Source organism: Anaerorhabdus furcosa (assembly GCF_900167375.1).
Classification (GTDB): domain Bacteria; phylum Bacillota_I; class Bacilli_A; order Erysipelotrichales; family Erysipelotrichaceae; genus Anaerorhabdus; species Anaerorhabdus furcosa.
Window position 1 is genome coordinate 135,642 of the sequence record NZ_FUWY01000003.1, and the last position, 19,266, is coordinate 154,907.

Annotated in this window: 19 protein-coding genes; 2 read left to right on the top strand and 17 right to left on the bottom strand. The window is 33.0% G+C overall.

Going from position 1 to position 19,266, the window contains the following annotated elements; genetic code table 11:
- Window positions 1–38: 38 nt before the first annotated feature.
- Complete coding sequence (locus B5D14_RS06150) at window positions 39–962, bottom strand: transketolase family protein (RefSeq protein WP_078711720.1); 924 nt, start codon at window positions 960–962, stop codon at window positions 39–41.
- A 4-nt stretch (window positions 963–966) separates the two neighbouring features.
- Window positions 967–1,770 (bottom strand): transketolase, encoded by an 804-nt coding sequence (locus tag B5D14_RS06155; RefSeq protein ID WP_078711721.1) that lies wholly within the window; start codon window positions 1,768–1,770, stop codon window positions 967–969.
- 222 nt (window positions 1,771–1,992) lie between these two features.
- On the opposite strand from B5D14_RS06155, the gene B5D14_RS06160 reads away from it, so the two are divergent.
- Window positions 1,993–4,335, top strand: coding sequence for a sensor domain-containing diguanylate cyclase (locus B5D14_RS06160; protein ID WP_078711722.1), 2,343 nt, complete (start codon window positions 1,993–1,995; stop codon window positions 4,333–4,335).
- Window positions 4,336–4,360: 25 nt separating this feature from the next.
- Here the strand turns inward: B5D14_RS06160 and B5D14_RS06165 are convergent, their stop codons facing one another.
- From B5D14_RS06165 to B5D14_RS06195, 7 genes are all read right to left on the bottom strand, one after another.
- Window positions 4,361–5,242: a DMT family transporter gene (locus tag B5D14_RS06165; protein ID WP_078711723.1), complete on the bottom strand. Its 882-nt coding sequence runs from the start codon at window positions 5,240–5,242 to the stop codon at window positions 4,361–4,363.
- Window positions 5,243–5,285: 43 nt separating this feature from the next.
- Window positions 5,286–6,686: an NADP-dependent phosphogluconate dehydrogenase gene (gndA, locus tag B5D14_RS06170; protein ID WP_078711724.1), complete on the bottom strand. Its 1,401-nt coding sequence runs from the start codon at window positions 6,684–6,686 to the stop codon at window positions 5,286–5,288.
- 20 nt (window positions 6,687–6,706) lie between these two features.
- Window positions 6,707–7,888 (bottom strand): M20 family metallopeptidase, encoded by a 1,182-nt coding sequence (locus B5D14_RS06175; protein ID WP_078711725.1) that lies wholly within the window; start codon window positions 7,886–7,888, stop codon window positions 6,707–6,709.
- A 62-nt stretch (window positions 7,889–7,950) separates the two neighbouring features.
- Window positions 7,951–8,772 (bottom strand): PTS system mannose/fructose/sorbose family transporter subunit IID, encoded by an 822-nt coding sequence (locus B5D14_RS06180; RefSeq protein ID WP_078711726.1) that lies wholly within the window; start codon window positions 8,770–8,772, stop codon window positions 7,951–7,953.
- A 1-nt stretch (window position 8,773) separates the two neighbouring features.
- Entirely contained in the window at window positions 8,774–9,523 is a 750-nt protein-coding gene (locus B5D14_RS06185; RefSeq protein ID WP_078711727.1) for a PTS mannose/fructose/sorbose/N-acetylgalactosamine transporter subunit IIC, read from the bottom strand.
- A 21-nt stretch (window positions 9,524–9,544) separates the two neighbouring features.
- Window positions 9,545–10,033: a PTS sugar transporter subunit IIB gene (locus tag B5D14_RS06190; RefSeq protein ID WP_078711728.1), complete on the bottom strand. Its 489-nt coding sequence runs from the start codon at window positions 10,031–10,033 to the stop codon at window positions 9,545–9,547.
- Between the two features lie 14 nt (window positions 10,034–10,047).
- The gene (locus tag B5D14_RS06195; RefSeq protein WP_078711729.1) at window positions 10,048–10,443 is read right to left on the bottom strand and encodes a PTS sugar transporter subunit IIA; all 396 of its coding nucleotides are present in this window, start codon (window positions 10,441–10,443) and stop codon (window positions 10,048–10,050) included.
- 148 nt (window positions 10,444–10,591) lie between these two features.
- Here B5D14_RS06195 and B5D14_RS06200 point away from each other — a divergent pair, with 148 nt between their 5' ends.
- A complete protein-coding gene (locus B5D14_RS06200) occupies window positions 10,592–11,440 on the top strand; it encodes a MurR/RpiR family transcriptional regulator (RefSeq protein WP_078711730.1) in 849 nt (282 codons plus the stop codon).
- 393 nt (window positions 11,441–11,833) lie between these two features.
- Here B5D14_RS06200 and B5D14_RS06205 read toward each other — a convergent pair whose 3' ends face one another.
- From B5D14_RS06205 to B5D14_RS06235, 8 genes are all read right to left on the bottom strand, one after another.
- Entirely contained in the window at window positions 11,834–12,172 is a 339-nt protein-coding gene (locus B5D14_RS06205) for a hypothetical protein (protein WP_078711731.1), read from the bottom strand.
- 49 nt (window positions 12,173–12,221) lie between these two features.
- On the bottom strand, window positions 12,222–12,941 hold the full coding sequence (locus tag B5D14_RS06210) for a hypothetical protein (protein WP_078711732.1): 720 nt from the start codon (window positions 12,939–12,941) through the stop codon (window positions 12,222–12,224).
- 486 nt (window positions 12,942–13,427) lie between these two features.
- Window positions 13,428–14,354 (bottom strand): 1-phosphofructokinase family hexose kinase, encoded by a 927-nt coding sequence (locus B5D14_RS06215; RefSeq protein WP_078711733.1) that lies wholly within the window; start codon window positions 14,352–14,354, stop codon window positions 13,428–13,430.
- A gap of 12 nt (window positions 14,355–14,366) precedes the next feature.
- Window positions 14,367–15,191, bottom strand: a complete 825-nt coding sequence (locus B5D14_RS06220) for an HAD family hydrolase (RefSeq protein ID WP_159443744.1) — start codon at window positions 15,189–15,191, stop codon at window positions 14,367–14,369.
- Window positions 15,192–15,402: 211 nt separating this feature from the next.
- A complete protein-coding gene (locus B5D14_RS12055) occupies window positions 15,403–16,245 on the bottom strand; it encodes an SDR family oxidoreductase (protein ID WP_143254404.1) in 843 nt (280 codons plus the stop codon).
- Window positions 16,246–17,286: a mannonate dehydratase gene (gene uxuA, locus B5D14_RS12060; RefSeq protein WP_143254405.1), complete on the bottom strand. Its 1,041-nt coding sequence runs from the start codon at window positions 17,284–17,286 to the stop codon at window positions 16,246–16,248. It abuts the gene before it with no gap.
- Complete coding sequence (locus tag B5D14_RS06230; protein WP_078711735.1) at window positions 17,286–18,305, bottom strand: sugar kinase; 1,020 nt, start codon at window positions 18,303–18,305, stop codon at window positions 17,286–17,288. Before B5D14_RS06230 ends, uxuA begins: the two co-directional genes overlap by 1 nt.
- Before the next feature lie 7 nt (window positions 18,306–18,312).
- Complete coding sequence (locus B5D14_RS06235) at window positions 18,313–19,266, bottom strand: bifunctional 4-hydroxy-2-oxoglutarate aldolase/2-dehydro-3-deoxy-phosphogluconate aldolase (protein ID WP_078711736.1); 954 nt, start codon at window positions 19,264–19,266, stop codon at window positions 18,313–18,315.

Sequence of the window (19,266 nt, forward strand, 5' to 3'; positions counted from 1 at the left end):
AAAAGAAAAGCTCACAATTTCTTTGTGAGCTTCATCGCTTAGATATTTTCTTTTACTTTTTTTATTACTTCAGTTGAAGTTAAGCCATATTTTTCAAGTAAAGCATCTGATGTTCCGCTTTCTCCAAATGTATCTTTCGTTCCTATTCTTACTACTTTTTTAGGGCACTTTTCACTTGCTAATTCTGAAATAGCTCCTCCAAGACCACCAACTATACTATGTTCTTCAGCAGTAAGTATTACATCATGATTTTTCAATACTTCTAAGATACCTTCTTCATCAAGTGGTTTAATACAACTCACATTGATAACTGTAGGATTAATTCCTTCTTTAACTAATTCATCTTTTGCTTTTAGAGCTTCTTGAACCATAAGTCCTGTTGCAAGAATTGCTACTTTGCTACCTTGATTTAATGTGGATATCTTACCAATTTTAAAATCAGTTCCTTCTGGATAAACATCGCCTACTTTACCACGTCCAAGTCTTACATAACATGGTCCAACTTCCTTGGCTACATGGTTAATAATCGCGTAAGTTTCTTGTTCATCACATGGTTGATAAACTTTCATACCTGGTATTACTCTCATAAGTGCAATATCTTCTAGTGCTTGATGGCTTGCTCCATCCTCACCTACACTGATTCCAGCATGTGTTCCGCATACTTTTACATTTAAATGTGGATAACCAATACTATTTCTTACTTGTTCCCATGCTCTTCCTGTAGAAAAGATAGAGAAACTTGATGCAAATACCGTATATCCACTAGCCGCAATACCTGCAGCCGTTGACATCATGTTTCCTTCTGCTATTCCCATATTGAAATGTCTTTCTGGGCATGCTTTTTTAGCATCTGCTGTTTTTGTAGATTTTGTTAAGTCGGCATCCAACACGATGATTTTGTCATTTTCTTCAATTAATTTCGCTAATGCGATTCCATAAGCTTCTCTAGTTGCTTTTGCCATTATCTTAACCCTCTCTTATTTCTTTCACTGCTGCTTCACATTCTTCTTGTGTTGGTGCTACTCCATGCCATGCAGCTTGGTTTTCCATAAAGCTTACACCTTTTCCTTTGATTGTCTTCGCAACAATCACTGTTGGTTTTCCTTTAACAGTTTTTGCTTCTTCAAAGGCTTTTCTAATTGCATCATAGTCATGTCCATCGATTGAAATGACATGCCATCTAAATGCTTCAAATTTCTTATCAATTGGTGTAGGATCCATAACTTTATGAATGTCTCCATCAATTTGTAATCCATTAAAATCAACTACAGCACATAAATTATCAAGTTGATAATGAGCCGCAGCCATTGCTGCTTCCCACACTTGTCCTTCTTCACATTCTCCATCACCTAATAAAGCGTACACGCGATGATCATTCATGCTTACTTTATTTGCGATTGCCATCCCTACTGCTGCGGAGATTCCTTGTCCAAGCGATCCTGTAGACATATCTACTCCTTTAACATAGTTCATATTTGGATGTCCTTGTAGTTTAGAATCAATATGTCTAAATGTATTGATATCTTCTGTAAGAATTCCTTTTTCTTTTAATACGGCATATAACACGGGGCTAGCATGTCCTTTTGACAATACAAAACGATCGCGATTTGTAGTTCCCGCATTTTCCTGGTTGATATCCATGACTTCGAAATAAAGCACTGATAGAATATCAGTTGCCGACAATGAGCCTCCTGGATGACCTGATTTTGCTGCAGTTACCATCTTTACGATGTCTTCTCTTATTTTCTTTGCATGTTCTTGTGTAGTCATAATTTATTCTCCTTGGTTTTTCTATTTTAACATGTTTTTCATCTTTTTATCTATCAAGGTGCTAATAATGATATTAAATCTTTTTAATCACAAAGTAATAGTATATTCTTGTTATTTTTGCTAAACTTATTGTAATGGAAACAAATTAGATTCTCCCTATAATTTAGTTGACCTATTTTCATCCAATATATGATTGATCACAGATGAAGAGGGATATTTACTATGAATTTAGAAGAAAAAGCACTGAATTTTTTCGCATTACTTGAAGAGAATTACTATATCAAAAGAAACTTAAGTAATATACAGAATAGTCTAAGTGATAATATTACTTGGATAGGAACTGGTATAAACGAAGTCTGTTCAAGCCTCAGTGATGCCATCGAAGCTTTAACCGCTGAAGTAAAAGAATACAGCGGTACTTTTACTATATCTGACTCGGATGTAAACTATGTTGCGTTATCCGAAGATCTTTGCTATTTATTTGGATCGCTCATCGTAACACCAATTTCTAGTGAAATAGCTGAGGAGAATTTACGTTTCTCAGTCATTTTAAAAGATGCTGGCGATGAAATGAAGGTTGAACACGTACACTTTTCTCATCCCGACTTATTGCAAGATGAACACAGTTATTTTACACCTAAATCTCGTTTAGACAATCATTGTAACTTACAAGAACGGGTGGATTCTCGGCGGAGACAGCTGGAATTATTGACAAAAAATATTCCGGGTGGTGCTCATGAATGCAAAGATGATGCTGGTTTAACTTTAATTTCAATGAGCGATGGCTTTTTAAGTCTTGTTGGTTATTCTCGCGAGGAAATTAATACTTTATTTGATAATAAGTTTATAAATCTAATTTATCCTGAAGATAGAGCTTCTGTTATCGCAGCTATTCAAAAAAGTATTTGTAATGGTGATGATGATTCAGAAATTGAGTATCGCATCTATCATAAATCAGGTAAACCGATTTGGATACTAGACAAATGTCGCTATATCAAAACAGATCATTGTTCATCCTTTTATTGTATCCTTATCGAAATTACGGATCGCAAACAAGAGCAAGAAGATCTGCGATTATCATTAGAACGATATCAAGTTGTTATTAATCAAACAACCGACATTATTTTTGAATGGGATGTATTGAGTGATACATTATCATTCTCTAATAATTTTTATAAAAAGTTTGGCTATATCGCTATATCTAAAGATATCTCACAAAAGCTTGTTATGTCAGACAACATACATAATACAGATATACAAAGTTTAACAACTATTATGCGCCAATGCCTTGCAGGTATACCTTTTACAGAAACAGAGCTACGTCTCAAGAATAATAAGAATGAATATATATGGTGTAAAATACGAGCAACAACACAATTCAACAATTACAAGCAACCCATAAAGGTTATTGGTATTATTGTTGATATCAATGACGATAAGAAACAAAAAGAAAAATTATTGAATCAAGCACAGCATGATCCACTCACTGGTATTTACAATAAAATTGCGATTAATTCAATTATTGATTCTTGTATCAAAGATAATAGCAACGGTGTTAATCAAGCTATGTTTATTCTCGACATCGATTTCTTTAAAAATATAAATGATACCTATGGTCACCTTACTGGGGATAGAGTTCTATCCGAAGTAGCAAGAGCATTAAAAAATTCTACTCGCTCTTCAGACTACATTGGACGTATTGGTGGTGATGAATTCGTTGTATTCTTGCCAGAAGTTATTTCTGAAAACGCAGCTGTTAAGAAAGCAGAAAAAATTTTAGAACAATTAAATCAACTACGTCCTTTTAAAAATGAAATGAATTTAACCGCAAGTATAGGAATTGCGATGACATCTTCTAGTGATGATTCTTTTGTCAACCTTTATGAAAATGCGGATAAAGCTTTATACGCTCAAAAGAATAATGGCAGAAATGGATATACACTATACAATGAAAACTTCCATAAAAATTCTTCGATTCAAGCATTTAATATCAAAAATTATACTGATGATAATTTTGCTGAGAATCATGTTGTTGATTTTGGATTAGCACAATATTGTTTTAGAACTTTATTTAATGCTGATAGTTTTGATTCAGTTATTTCTGATTTACTTGAAATAATTGGAAGATCATTTGATGTAAGTAGAACATATATTTATGAAACCTTAGAAGATAACAAACACACTAGTATGATTTATGAATGGTGTAATGACGGTATTGAACCTCAAGTAAACAAACTTCAAAATTTTGATTATGATGAAGATCTTGGTGGCTTTAGAGATAACTTTGATAAAGACGGTTTATTCAAATGGTCTTTAAAAGACGAAACCAATAACAACCTTGAAGAAGTATTGTCCTATCAAGATATAAAATCCATGTTGCATTGTGCAATTATGTACAAAGAAATTTTCTTAGGTGGCATTGGATTTGATGAATGTATCCATGATGATAGAGAATGGGCAAAAACACAAATCAGTACATTTAAGCTCACAGCAAATGTTATTTCTACATTTTTTATTCAAGATCGATTAAACAAGAAAGTGGAAAAACTACTCAATAAAGTATAACTAAATAAACCATGTGTTCATAAACTTAATGCTCACATGGTTTTCTTTTTGGTTTCATTACTAATAAAGCCATTGCTGCAACAATAAATAGACATCCTAAAATTTTCATGATATCCACAGATTCATTTAATAAGAAAAAACCAAAAATTACAGATGAGATAGGCTCAAACAAACAGAACATACTTGCTAGTGTGCTCCCTAATTCCTGTATTCCTATTTTCAAAAAGATAAGTGCAATAAATGAAGCTAATAATCCGATACATAACATTAACGCATAGTTAGACATTGGTTGAACAAACACAATTTGATTTGTAAAGATATTGATTACAAGCAAAGAAACACTTACAGTTGCTGCTAGATAGAATGAAAGCTTGTAATTGTTCATCGTAGATAGTCCTGCTTTTTCAATACCAACCAAATACACCGCAAAGGTAATGCCACTAAGAAGTGCCATTACAATTCCTTGTATTTTTGAAAAATCATTAAAATTAATAAAACATATAATTCCTATCATCGCTAATAAAAGAGAACTATATTGTTTTTTAGTAATGTGATCTTTATAAATGAAATGACATATGATTAAAACAAAAAGTGGATACATAAAATGCAAAGTAGTAGCTGTACCAACACCAATGTATGTATAACTACTATAAAGTAGTAAAGTTGTGAATACCGCTCCAAATAAACCAATGATTACCATTTTTATAAACTCATCTTTGTTCAGTTTTAGTGATATTTTATTTTTAATCAACAATCCACCCAACACAGGTAGAACAAATAAACTTCTAAAGAATGTCAAAGAATAAGGAGTATTACCACCTGCATAAGTTAATGAACATAACACAGGTGTAAATCCATAAATAAGTGCTGATACTATTGTTAAGATAATCGCTTTATTCTTTGTCATGTATTCTCTCCTATAAAAAGTACAAATTAAATTTGTACTTTTATTATTCCCATATAGTATGAAACGTCCCTTGTCGATCAGTTCTTTGATAAGTATGTGCTCCAAAATAATCTCTTTGTGCTTGAAGTAAATTAGCACTTGTTATTTCTGCACGATACCCATCTAAATATTGCAATGCACTTGCGAATGCAGGCATATAGATTCCGCATTCAATCATCTTAATAAGTGTTTCACGCATATCTGGGTAGTACTGTATTATCTTACCATAAAACTTTTTTGTTAAAATTAAATTATTGTCATTTTCTGAATCAAATGCTTCTTTTATCTCATTTAAGAAATTGGCACGAATGATGCAACCCTCTCTCCATACCATTGCAATCTTACCAAAATCAAGATTCCAATGATATAACATAGCAGCATCTTTTAGTAATTCAAATCCTTGAGCATAGCAACATATTTTGGCTGTATAAATTGCATTCTCAAGTGCATTTAAAACTTCTTCTTTATTATAATCTTGCGGAATACTCTCCATCGAAAGAATCTTACTTGCTTTCATGCGTTCATCTTTCTTTGAAGATAAATATCGAGCTTCAACTGCGGATACGATTGTAGGTATAGGAGTACCCAAATCAAATCCTTCAATAGCAGTCCATTTCCCTGTACCCTTTTGTTCGGCTTTATCCAAGATCATATCAATCAAGTAATTATCTGTAAATTCATCTTTTTTAGTAAGAATTTCAGAAGTTATTTTAATTAAATAAGACTGTAATTTACCTTTATTCCAATCACTAAATGTTTTTTGTATTTCCTCTGTTGTTAATTTTAATCCGTCTTTCATAAATGAATATGCTTCACATATAATTTGAATATCTGCATATTCGATTCCATTATGCACCATCTTAACATAATGTCCTGATCCCGATTCTCCTACATAATTGCAACAAGGTTGTCCGTCATCTGCCTTTGCTGCAATATCTTCTAACACTGACTTTACTTTATCATAAATAAGTTTATCACCTGATGGCATGATACTTGGACCATTTAATGCTCCTTGTTCACCACCCGATATTCCTACACCCAAATAATCAATTCCTTTATTCTTAAGATAATCGTAGCGCCTTATTGTATCTTTAAAATATGAGTTACCACCATCTAAAATAATGTCACCTTTACTTAAGTATGGAATCAATGTATCAATGACTTTATCTACTGCTTCTCCTGCAGTTACCATCAATAATATTTTTCTAGGTATTTCCAATGAATCTACAAACTGTTCAATATCATAGCAACATGTTACCTTTTTGCTTGAAGAAATGTCTTCAAAGTTTTTAGTTAACTCTGGTTCACGATTGTATACTGAGATTGAATATTCATGATTCGAGATATTCAACGCAATACTCTTCCCCATGACGCCTAGTCCAAAAATACCAATATCATTTTTCATTATTTCCGTCTCCTACAAACTTACTCGTGTTCCAAGCGTTCTTTTAATTCTTGTTTTGCTTCTTCAATAATTTTTGGATTAGCTAGTAGTTCAATTGCAGTTCTTGCCATTGATTTACTAGAAATTTCAATACATCTCTTCCCTGCTTCTGAAATTGATAAGTTTTTAAATTGTTCAGTGTGATTTGAAATCTTGTATTCTGGAAATATTGTAATGTATGGATTACAAATTGGAATAACTCTTGATATATTCCCAAGATCTTCTCCACCAAAATCAATTGGCATACCATCCATTAGTGGTTCATTTAATGCCTTTAATTCTTCTTTACATACATCTGATAAAATTTTATTTGGAATTCTTCCTTGATACCCATCTTCAATTTTTACAGTGCACTTACAACCCATTGCAACACTACAACCCTCTGCTGCATCTTTAATCATTTTTTCATAGCGATTCAAATCATTTAGATTGAAGCAACTCAATGAACCTCTAATTTCTGAGCGATCAGGTACCAATCCTGTTTGCTTACCACCATCTACAATGATTCCAGATAGTCTAGCATCACCTTTGAAATGTTGACGTAACATACCAGTTGCTACAAAGTATAAATTTGCTGCGCTTAGTGCATTAATACCATTGTCAGGATGAGAACCCGCATGTGCTGATTGTCCTAAATACTCAATACTAATTTTCTTAGAAGATAAACACTCTCCTGCTAGACGTGATGTGAAACTTGTTGGATGCATCATAATAACCGCATCTACATCATCAAAGAATCCTTCCTTTAATAAGATTATTTTCCCACCACCACTTTCTTCAGCTGGTGTTCCAATCACTTTAAATGTTCCTGAGATCTTTTCTTCTTCTAATGCTTTTTTAACACCGAATGCTGCACCAATAGCTGATGTAGAGATAAGGTTATGCCCACAAGCATGACCAATGGATAAAGCATCATATTCAGATAAGATTGCAACCACTGGTTTTCCTTCACCAATTGTTGCTTCAAAAGCAGTTGGTAAAGTTCCTAAACCTTCTTTTACATCAAATCCTTCATTTCGTAGAAAGTCACATTGCACTTTGCATGCTTTCTCTTCTTCAAAACACATTTCTGGATTTTCATGTATATATTTTGATATATTCCAAAGTTCATCCATCTTTTGGTCAATTTCAGACATGATCTTATTTTTTATTTCTTCTTTCATTTCTATATTGCAGGGCGAAGAATTCTTCGCCCTATCTCCCTTCTTCTTTTATTATTATTTTATTATCCTAAAATTCCAAAGAATGCTGCAACGATAGAAATAAGTAAAATTGTTAATACTAATTTAATATAGTTTTGTCCTTTGTGTGTAAAGTACCAATAGATACCAAAGATAGCTAGTAATTGAAGCATACCTGGTAAAATTGCATCTAAATTAGCTTGTAAGCCGATTGCTGCACCAGTTGATGAAATAACCCAGTTTAGCGGAGTTGCAACTTTAACATATGATGCAGATAAAGCACCCATCATGAATAAACCTAGTACTGATGCTGCAGTAATCAAAGTATTCATTGTTCCAGATTTTAATAATTTTGGAACTGCTTCACTTCCAAGTTTGTATCCTAAATTACATGTATAACGTCCTAAAACGAAAATCAAGATTGAGAACATTGGTGGAAAAATCAAAGCGATTGGACTTCCTTGTAATGCGAAAGTACATGCAAGTCCTAATAAGATTGCTTTTGACATTCCCCAAATTAATGTATCACCAATACCTGCAATAGGTCCCATTAATCCAAGTTTAATCCCTGTGATAACATCACCTGTAAGATTACCTTTAGCTTTCTCTTCTTCCATTGCAAGAGCAATACCTACTACAACTGATCCAATAGTTCCTTCAGTATTATAGAACTCAAGGTGACGTTGTAGTGCTTCTTTATAATCTTCATCATTTGGATAAATTTTTCTTAAGTTGCGAGCCATAGCTGCACAGAACGATGGAGCTTGTAAACGTTCATATGAGTTATTCGTTTCTGCTGCTAAATACCAAATTAAGTGTGATTGATTAACTTCCTTCTTAGAAAGCAAACGTTTTTGTTCAGTCATCTTAAGCTACCTCCCCTTTTTTGTTACTCTTGAAATACATTAGTGCAGCAATACAAATTCCAAATACTGCACATGCCATTGTCCCAACATTTAAATATTTAACTGCGAAGAATCCCATGAAGAAATATGGCAATAATTCTTTACGTCCAATTGACATGATAATTACAGCAAATCCAATAGCTGGTAATATTCCTCCCGCTACTGATAAACCTGTAATAATAAACTGTGGTAAGTAAGTTAGAATTGTTTGAACTACATTTGCACCAAACATATTAATTACAAATACTGGGATAAAACGAATTGCGAATGCTACGATTGTAGGATAAATCATTGCACACCAATAAATGCCTTTTTGATCTCCTTTGGCCGCACAATCATCTGCTTTATGTAACCAAATTAAGTTTGATGTTCTTCTGATTTGATCAATAAATGATCCTAAAATTCCAAATGGAACAGCGATTGTAACAGCTGTATCTACATCTAAGTTAAGTTGAAATGCTACTGGAATTGCAATACAAGCTGCCAAACATCCATCACTTGGAACATTCCCACCTGTGAAAACTACTCCTAAGTATAATAAGTTAATTGACGCCCCTAAAATTAAACCCTTTATTGGATCTCCAAACATTAAACCAAAAACAAACCCTAAAGTTACTGGTGCACCTATTGCACTAGATAATCCATAACCAATACGTGATGTACCTAGAAAATATAGTAATCCACTAACTACTGCTATTAATAATACAGACATATCTTCTTCTCCCTTTTTCTATTATTTTAGTTTTTCTAATACTTTTGATAATTCTGCATAACCATCTTCAGGCACTTGGTGGAAATATACTCTCGCACCTTTATCGGAAATTTCTTTTAATTGGTCGCCATCTTTTTGATCAAGTGTAATAGGACCGAATACAATTTTACGCCCTGGTGCTGCACCTAATCCTCCAATCTGAAGCTCGTTAAAATCAAAACCATTCAAATAACATTTATGTGCTGCTTGAACACTTTTGAACAAAACAAGTACATTCCCTTCGCCGAATTGATTTTCTTTCCATTTCTCTACAGCTTCATCTTCAGCATAAATTTCAACATCTACACCTGGAGGAGCTGCCATTGTATAGACACTCTTCATAAAATCATTTGCAGCTAATGTATCATCAATTACAATAATCTTGTTTGATAAAGTTGTTTTTATCCACTTATTAACAACTTGACCATGAATAAGTCTAAAATCAATACGAACTAGTTTTAAATTTGCCATCTCTTTTCCCCTTTCTAGTTACCTTTCAATTCTTTCGTAACATTTCTTGCACTCATTGATAATGTATCGATTGCACATTGTGATAATTCTTCTGTGCTGAGTGTATCTCTTTGCGAATAAACTTCAATGAACATTGCTAAATTTAAACCTGTAATCACAATGTTGTTGTACTTTTGTGACAGGATTGTAAATGTTGTACTTGGTGTTCCCCCATATAAATCAACTAAACATATCGTATTTTCTGGTAAACCTGCTAATTGCTCTTCAATAAGGACCATATAATCCTCCATTGCCATTCCTGGAATTAGAGAGATTGCACTAGCATCCTCTACATTGCCGATAATCATTTCAGCTGATTTTAAGAGCTCTTCACCAAATTTTCCATGAGTTCCAATTAGTATTTTCCTCATCTTGTAACCCCTTTCTACAAAAACAATAACACAAAATATTTTTTTGTAAATACGTTTGTTAAAAAAATATTTTTTTATTTATTTTACACTTTTGCATTCTTGTGATATTCTTAACTTAACAAAATATGACTATTAAGGGGCAATTATAATGAAAAATTTAACTGTAAGAATGAGGATAAAATCGCTTTACAGAGACATGAGCTCAAAAGAGAAATTAATCGCAGATTACGTTTTAGATAACATTAAAAAAGTTTCACGTAGTTCGATTAGTGAAATTTCTAGTGAATTAGGTTTAGCCGATTCAACTTTTTTCCAGTTTTCTAGAAAACTAGGTTATAACGGTTTTAAAGATTTTAAGATTGCACTCCTTACGGAGGAATTTGATCCCGAAATATCCATACACGAAAAAATATCTTCAAGTGATTCAGAAGTAACAATTATCGAAAAAGTTTTCGATGCTTCTGTAAAAGCAATTGAAGATACTAAGAAAATTATTGATTTTGATACTTATAAAAGCGCTGTGAATCTAATGATTAATTCAAATAGAGTTACATTCTTTGGTTTAGGTGGATCAAACGCTGTTGCGTTAGATAGTTACCATAAATTCTTAAGATCACCTATTCCAGTTAATTACGCTTCTGATTCTCATATTCAAATTATGAATGCTTCCCTGTTAACATCCAAAGATTGTGCCTTCGTCATTTCTCATACCGGAACAAGTATCGAAGCATTAAAAATAGCAAATCTTGTAAAGGAAAATAAAGCGAAACTCATTGTTTTAACAAGTTACCCTTTGTCACCTCTTGCAAAACTTGCTGATGTCGTATTAATTTCCTGTTCAGAAGAAACTACGTATCGTTCCGAATCTTTATCTTCACGATTATCTCAACTCAGTGTCATTGATGCCTTGTTTGTTACTATCATGTTTAAAAATGGCAAGAAATCAAATGAGTCACTGAAAAAGATTCGTAAAGCAATTTCGAATACAAAGGAATAAATTAGACTCTCCTAGCTCATTCATTACTTCAATCCCACGTCGTTGTAGTTACCTTAATAATATAAGTTTCAGTATGATGGACCCCCCCACTTTATTCAAAATTACTCTTATTAAAGATTATTAAAATTTCATAAAATATAAAGTAAAGCGTTGAGTTCATCAACGCTTTAGTCATATATTCGAGAAAATCGATTACCAATAGATTTACGGGCACAAATTTAATATTAAGTATTTTTATATTTTTGTTAGAGACTTCGAACATAAACCAAAAATTATTTAACTATCTGTGCTATGTGCTAAAAATGAGATTCATTGAATATTTATAATTATTTTGGCTTATATTGATTCTAACTTTAAAATTTCTATAATAGATATCACATTCTTCTAACTTTATTATGCTTCATAATATTGCTTTATAGAATCTATAAACGGAATTAAATCACTTGTTGCATTTCTATTAAAATAAACCATAAAAGCGATTAATAAAATGGCTTCAATGATAATAAAATATACAAGAAAAACAGTAAACTCCGAAATCATACTAATTGATGCGCTCATTAATATAAGCGGCACACAATACATGAAGGTGAAAATGGTAGTGCAAACTATGATGCATTTCCCTTTTTTCTTAACTTCTAAGTTGTTAGGGAACTGTTTACAATAATGTTGGATCTTCCAATTGCCTAATGACAAAATAGTCATCAATTCTTTAAATGTGTATCCTTTCAACATTTGCACACCTCTTTTCTGTGTCATCTATTTCCGAAGCTGCCAAAAATATTCAATATGGGTAAGTGCCCACTAATTCGCGACAAGCTGATGGTTGTGTATAATCATATGGATTTCCATCCCAATAATAATTTCCTTCTACCGAACCAATAAGACTTGTAAAATTTGAGTTTTTAAAAGTTTCAACTTTTCCCTTTGACAAAATATTACAAGTACTATACGACGAACCATAATACTTATTATAAACTCGTCGAGAATCATCTCCATAACTCTTAATTTCAGCTGCTATTGATAGTAGCGCCCCTGTAGTGATTCCAAATTTTTTTGGAAAACTTCCTAGAATTATACCTGCAATTACTGTAGCGGAAACACTAGTTATTTTGTTAATCAAAACATTATCTTGTCCAGTAAAATACCAACCACTCCAAGCAGCTCTTGGCTCAATTAGATATAGACTTTTTTCAATAAATGTTGCTTCTGTATGTGTCACTTGAGCTCTCGCCAATTGATTTCCATTTTCATCATAAGCGATTATAATATCATTCTCCCTTTCTATTATAATATTCATTCCATCTTCTACAGAATAAAACTTAATAGTTATTTCTATATCACCATCAATATAATTTGAAGAATCTTCTATAACGATATTCTTCATTTGACTATTATTTTCTAAAAATAACTCTTTATTATTAATACTAGATTCGGCGTAGATTGGATTAAAACTTGATAGCAATATCATTGTCGTTACTACAAATAGCACTATTTTTTTCATATTTCTTCTCCTTTTTTAATTTTATTTTTTTACTTTACTTTTTTATCTCCATTCTTGTATCTGCCCATTTTTTATCTCCTTTGTTAATTACATTTTACCATGTAACTCAAAGTTATTATGTTCGAGATAAAATAAATAAAATGCAGTTAAAGTACCTTTTAAAAAAATATTCTCTAACGTTTTTAATTAAAAATATCAGATTCTATTTATAAAGAGGACATAATTAATCAACTTTCCATCGATCAAAACGAATATCATGGTTTTAGAATTCAAGCGATTATAAATATCGCTAATAAATATAATGGTGAATGTCTTTCCGAAAGTAGAAATAAGATGTTTAATATTGTTCCTTACACCATTTCTCTCCACATAGGATAATTTTATCAATTTTCAAAAGCAGATGATTTTTATTCACCTGCTTCATATCTTTTATTCTTGTGTCCTTGACAAAGGGGATAGTTTATAAATCAATATTGAAATGTTTTTTTATTTCTTCTTCAGTACAACGCCCTTCATCAAACTTTTTACGCTTTTTGAATCTGCTGGTTTTGTACCATTTGTTGTAACTGCTCCTGTTGCTGCAGCCATTGATACTTTGATAATTTCTTCAAGTGTATACTTTTGGTCATAGCCATATGCAATTCCTCCTACAAGTGCATCTCCTGCACCTACTGGAGATTTGATTTCAACATGAATTGGCATCGCTTGATAGACAACATCTTTTGTTGCATAAATTGCACCTTCTTTACCTAGCGATACAACTACAAGCACTATCCCTTTTCTTACTAGTTCTTTTGCTTTTTCTATACACTCTGTATTGGTTAAAGACTCAACACCACACAAATCACAGAGTTCTTTTTTATTTGGCTTAATAATTGTTGGTATACTCTTAACTCCTTGTTTTAATGCTTCACCTGATGCATCTAAAATTACATAGGCACCTAGTTTCTTCATTTCAACAATCATTTTTTCATATGCATTGTCTGCAATTCCATTTGGAAGACTTCCAGATAACACTACAACATCCATTGGCTTTACATTCGCTTTCAATGCATTCATAATTTCAATTACATTTTTCTTTTCGACTTTTGGTCCTTTTTCATTGAATTCTGTAAGATGTCCTTTTTTATCAATTAGCTTTAAATTGATTCGTGTATTTTCTTCAACTGTTGATGAAAATAACGGAATATACCTTGATTCCATAACCTCTTTGATTGTCGTACCCACTGCGCCACCTAAAATTGTATATGCTGTAGACACACCATTCAAAGCTCTTACTGTTTTTGATACATTAATTCCTTTACCACCAATATCGTAGCTTACAACTTCAATTCGATTAAGCATCCCTTTTTCAAGTGATGCGCATTCTGCTGTTTTATCCAATGATGGATTTAATGTAACTGTATGAATCATTGCAATTCCTCCTTATATTATTTCATAATGTTTTAATGCATTATAAATGCCGTCTTCAAGAATATCTGTAGTAATATAATCTGCTACTTCTTTTATATCAGCACTTCCATTACCCATTGCAATCCCAATACCGCAATCACGAATCATTTCGTAATCATTCGAACTGTCCCCAATACCTATTGCTTCCTCTAGTGAGGCACCAAATGTTTCGCATACTAGTTTTGCAGCAGTTGATTTCGTTTCTGTTCTATAAGAGATTTCAACACAATGAGATCGTATTCTTGGATTTCTAAGTGTTGTTAACGCTTGAAATTCTGGTGGTAAATCTGTTTTCATTTGGTTGATGAACATTTCATCCTCACCATAGAAACAAATTTTAGCAACACGATCACTCTTATCCCGATACTCTAATGGATAATAACAATTCGATTGCATGATTTCTTTTCCCTCTTCCATATTTTTTGCAGATTTGGAAAAATAATCAAATACATGTCTAAATGCTTTTTCATCGTAATAGGCGCCCGCATTCCCTTCCAGACAATAACCTAGATTATGCTTCTTTGCTATTTCTATAAGTTGCTCTATTTCTTTTTCACTCATTGATCGATCATGAATTCTTTTTCCTTGCACATAAACAACAGCACCCGCACTAAACACAAAACCATCTACATCTAAATTCAAAAATAATTTAGCTGCTGAAAGAGATCTTCCCGTACACACAAACAGTTTATGACCATTTGCTTTTGCTTGCTTCATCGCTTCCATTGCAGAATATGGTACTGCATTAATTTGTGGACTGTATAATGTTCCATCTATATCTAAAAAAATATAACTCATAATCAACCCTCGCTTCTTTATCATTATACTATTTCTACTACAAAGAAAAAAGGCAAATCACTTTGCCTTTCTTCTTTTCAAATATATATAAGGGGATAGAATATATCTACACATCGATAGGGGTTCAATGTATAGGCAAGCTTTCTTGCAAGAGTATAGTAACAAATCACTATCAAATAGTTGTGTTACTTCTATGTGATATTATGTGAAGTTAAACTCCTGAATAAGCAGAGAAACCACCATCAACTGGAATAACTATTCCAGTTACAAAACTACTTGCATCTTCACATAGTAAATAAAACAATGTACCAATTAATTCATCAATATTACCAAAACGATTCATCGGTGTATTGTTAAGAATTTTCTTTGTTCTTTCAGTAGGTTCACCCATTTGATTAAATAGCATTTTTTCATTTTGTTTTGTAACAAAGAAACCAGGTGCTATCGCATTGCAACGTATATTTTCGTTTTTAAAGTATACTGCTAGCCATTGCGTAAAATTACTTATCCCTGCTTTTGCTGCACTATATGCAGGTATCTTTGTTAAAGGAGTATAAGCATTCATACTAGAAATATTAATGATACTACATCCTTTTTTACCAATCATATCTTTAGAAAATATTTGTGTTGGTAGTAATGTACCCATAAAATTTAAATCAAAGACAAATCGAATTCCTTCTTCATCTAAATCATAAAATGTTTTTATCTCATTAAGATTATTTCTATCATAATATTCATCATCTGTCGTTGCTTTTGAATTATTACCTCCAGCACCATTAATTAAAACATCACATGCACCTAAATCATTTTTTATTTTATCGTGAATATTTCTTAATGATTCTGAGGATAGAACATTGCATTTATACGCTTTCGCTATACCTTTCTCTTTAAGGATTTCATTTTCTAATTGCATGATTGCTTCTTCATTAATATCCAGTAGCGCAATTTTTGCACCTGTTTTTGCGATTGCTTTTGCAAATGCATTGCAAATAATTCCGCCTGCGCCTGTAATAACAACAACTTTGTTTTTTAAATCAATTTCAAAAGGAATCATTTACTTACTTCCTTTCTCTAACGTTTCCCAAATCCCAGCAAGATACATCGCACCTAATGCGCGATCATACAAGCCATATCCAGGCTTCCCCGTTTCTTGCCAAATCATTCTGCCGTGATCTGGACGAATATACCCATCAAATCCATTGTCATAGTATGCCTTTAAGATATCCACCATATCCAAACTACCACATTTCGAATAATGCGCTGATTCTTCAAAGTCATGATTATCTAGTATTTTTACATTACGAACATGTGCGAAATGAATACGTTTCATTTTTGTATATTTCGCAATTAATTTAGGTATATCATTCTTTTTTGTACAACCAAGTGAGCCACTACATAATGTTAGACCGTGATGAATATCATCATAAAGTGCTAAGAATCTATCTAGATTTTCTTCATTTGTAATGATTCTCGGTAGACCAAATATACTCCAAGGTGGATCATCAGGATGAATCGCCATCTTTACATCACACTCAACTGCTACTGGTAAAATTTCACCAATGAAATACTCAAGGTTTTTCCACAAACCTTCTTCACCAATTGTTTTATATTCCTCTATAAGGGTTGACATCTCTTCTGGTGTATAACTAGCGTCCCAACCAGGTAATGACATATTTTTAATATCTATATCATTTAATTGTTCTTGATAATAAACTAAGGCGTTACTACCATCTTGAAGTTGATGATTTAACTCACTGCGTGTCCAATCAAATACAGGCATGAAATTATAGCAAATACACTTTATCCCATGCTTTGCTAGTAAACGAATATTTGCTTTGTAGTTCTCAATGTATTCTTTGTATCTTCCTTTACCAAGTTTTATATCTTCATGTACAGGTACAGATTCAACAACTTCAAATTCTAATCCTGCATTCAAACATTTATTCTTAAGTTCAATAATTTCATCTTCTGGCCATACCTCACCCACTTGTACACTGTAGATAGCACTAACCACACCACTCATACATGGAATTTGCTTAATGTAACTAAGCGATACTTTATCTGTATCACCAAACCATCTAAATGTCATTTTCATTATCTTTGTACTCTACCTGTTGTATCACCTTGACATAAGGCCTCAACCTCAGCTTCACTCACTAAATTGAAATCCCCAGGAATCGTATGCTTCAATGCTGAGGCTGCTACCGCAAACTCCAACGCTTCTTGCTTACTTTCCTTTGTCAGTAATCCATGAATCATTCCTCCAGAGAAACTATCTCCTCCACCTACTCGATCGATAATTGGTTCGATATCATATCTCTTTGATTCGTAGAACCTTTCTCCATCATACAGTAAAGCTTTCCACCCATTGTGGTTTGCACTATAACTTTCTCTTAGTGTTGAGGTTACAATCTTGAAGTTGAAGGTTTCTTTCATCTCTTTGAAGATTTCATAATATCCTTCTGCTCCTGTTTCTCCTTTTTCTACATTTGCTGTAGGTTTAAACCCTAAGCATAACTCTGCATCTTCCTCATTCCCTATACAAACATCCACATATGCCATTAAGGGTTTCATGATAGATTGTGCTTTCTCTTTACTCCATAATTTCTTTCTGAAGTTTAAATCAACTGAAACGGTGACCTTGTTCTTCTTTGCTGCAATACATGCCTTCTCTACAAGTTTTGCTGCTGTGTCGCTAATCGCTGGTGTTATTCCTGACCAGTGGAACCAGTCTGCATCTTTCATGATGGTATCAAAGTCAAAATCATCTTCACTAGCTTCTGCTATGGCAGAGTGGGAGCGATCATAGATAACTTTACTAGCTCGCATACTTGCGCCTGTTTCTAAGAAGTAGATTCCAACACGTTCTCCACCTCTTGTAATGTAGTCAGTATGCACTCCGACTTGTCTTAGTGCATTGACTGCTGCTTGTCCTACTTCGTGTTGTGGTAGTTTGGTTACGAAGTAAGCATCATGTCCATAGTTCGCTAATGATACCGCTACATTTGCTTCTCCTCCTCCATACACCACATCAAACTCATTACTTTGTGTAATTCTACTATTTCCGGGGGTTGATAATCTCAACATGATTTCTCCCATAGTTATGATTTTCATATAGATTTTATCTCCTTACTAAATGAACTTTGAATCCATTGATTTCTTCTTTGATATAAATAAATTTCAATTCTCCACTTGCATCAAACTCCGCTGTTGATTCATCAAAACCAAATCCCTTGGTTTCAAAATATCGTTTTGCTCTTTCTACATTGTAAGTTCCCACCGCCAAATGACCATGAGTTCCTACACCATTGTTCATGATTTCAATAGATTCACTTCCAAAATATCCTTTTGTTGTTTCCCTTACATTTCCACCAAAAAGCGTTGCGAATTGTTTTGCTATATCACTTGATGTTGATGGACACGCATTTACTGCAACATGTTGTAGTTTTAATCCCAACATCGATTTAACCGCTTCTTCAGTTAAGTTTTTTATTTTATTAAAATCTTTATCCTTCATTGCTTTTGCATCAACCATCCAAGTGCCCCCACATGCTACAATTTTTTCATACTGCATGTAGTCTTTAATGTTGTCTGCATTAATGCCTCCAGTTGGCATAAAATTAACTTTTGTATATGGTGCTGATAAAGCCTTGATCATTTTCAAACCACCCAACTGTTCAGCAGGAAAGAATTTTACTGTTGTTAACCCTAACTCTAAAGCACATTCGATATCGCTCGCACATGAGCAGCCTGGTAATACAGGAATACTTTTTTCTTGGCAATATTTTACAATGTTCGGATTTAATCCTGGTGACACAATAAATTTTGCACCAGCTTCAATTGCATCATCTACTTGATTTTTAGTTAGCACCGTTCCTGCACCAACTAACATTTGTGGTAATTCTTTTGTGATGATTGTCATTGCATCCTTCGCTAAATCTGTACGGAATGTGATTTCTGCCACAGGCAAACCACCTTCACATAATGCCTTCGCAAGAGGCAATGCATCTTCTAAATTATCAATCTTTATTACAGGTACTAAACCTATTTTTTTAATTTCATTTATAATTGTCAT

Bases quoted from the DNA above. Each gene is read 5' to 3' on its own strand.
- B5D14_RS06215 (WP_078711733.1), bottom strand. From the start codon at position 14,354: ATGATTCATACAGTTACATTAAATCCATCATTGGATAAAACAGCAGAA.
- B5D14_RS06160 (WP_078711722.1), top strand. From the start codon at position 1,993: ATGAATTTAGAAGAAAAAGCACTGAATTTTTTCGCATTACTTGAAGAG.
- B5D14_RS06210 (WP_078711732.1), bottom strand. From the start codon at position 12,941: ATGAAAAAAATAGTGCTATTTGTAGTAACGACAATGATATTGCTATCA.
- B5D14_RS06185 (WP_078711727.1), bottom strand. From the start codon at position 9,523: ATGTCTGTATTATTAATAGCAGTAGTTAGTGGATTACTATATTTTCTA.
- gndA (WP_078711724.1), bottom strand. From the start codon at position 6,686: ATGAAAAATGATATTGGTATTTTTGGACTAGGCGTCATGGGGAAGAGT.
- uxuA (WP_143254405.1), bottom strand. From the start codon at position 17,286: ATGAAAATGACATTTAGATGGTTTGGTGATACAGATAAAGTATCGCTT.
- B5D14_RS06175 (WP_078711725.1), bottom strand. From the start codon at position 7,888: ATGAAAGAAGAAATAAAAAATAAGATCATGTCTGAAATTGACCAAAAG.
- B5D14_RS06195 (WP_078711729.1), bottom strand. From the start codon at position 10,443: ATGAGGAAAATACTAATTGGAACTCATGGAAAATTTGGTGAAGAGCTC.
- B5D14_RS06190 (WP_078711728.1), bottom strand. From the start codon at position 10,033: ATGGCAAATTTAAAACTAGTTCGTATTGATTTTAGACTTATTCATGGT.
- B5D14_RS06150 (WP_078711720.1), bottom strand. From the start codon at position 962: ATGGCAAAAGCAACTAGAGAAGCTTATGGAATCGCATTAGCGAAATTA.
- B5D14_RS06165 (WP_078711723.1), bottom strand. From the start codon at position 5,242: ATGACAAAGAATAAAGCGATTATCTTAACAATAGTATCAGCACTTATT.
- B5D14_RS06220 (WP_159443744.1), bottom strand. From the start codon at position 15,191: ATGAGTTATATTTTTTTAGATATAGATGGAACATTATACAGTCCACAA.
- B5D14_RS06230 (WP_078711735.1), bottom strand. From the start codon at position 18,305: ATGAAAATCATAACTATGGGAGAAATCATGTTGAGATTATCAACCCCC.
- B5D14_RS06155 (WP_078711721.1), bottom strand. From the start codon at position 1,770: ATGACTACACAAGAACATGCAAAGAAAATAAGAGAAGACATCGTAAAG.
- B5D14_RS06205 (WP_078711731.1), bottom strand. From the start codon at position 12,172: ATGTTGAAAGGATACACATTTAAAGAATTGATGACTATTTTGTCATTA.
- B5D14_RS06235 (WP_078711736.1), bottom strand. From the start codon at position 19,266: ATGACAATTATAAATGAAATTAAAAAAATAGGTTTAGTACCTGTAATA.
- B5D14_RS06200 (WP_078711730.1), top strand. From the start codon at position 10,592: ATGAAAAATTTAACTGTAAGAATGAGGATAAAATCGCTTTACAGAGAC.
- B5D14_RS12055 (WP_143254404.1), bottom strand. From the start codon at position 16,245: ATGATTCCTTTTGAAATTGATTTAAAAAACAAAGTTGTTGTTATTACA.
- B5D14_RS06180 (WP_078711726.1), bottom strand. From the start codon at position 8,772: ATGACTGAACAAAAACGTTTGCTTTCTAAGAAGGAAGTTAATCAATCA.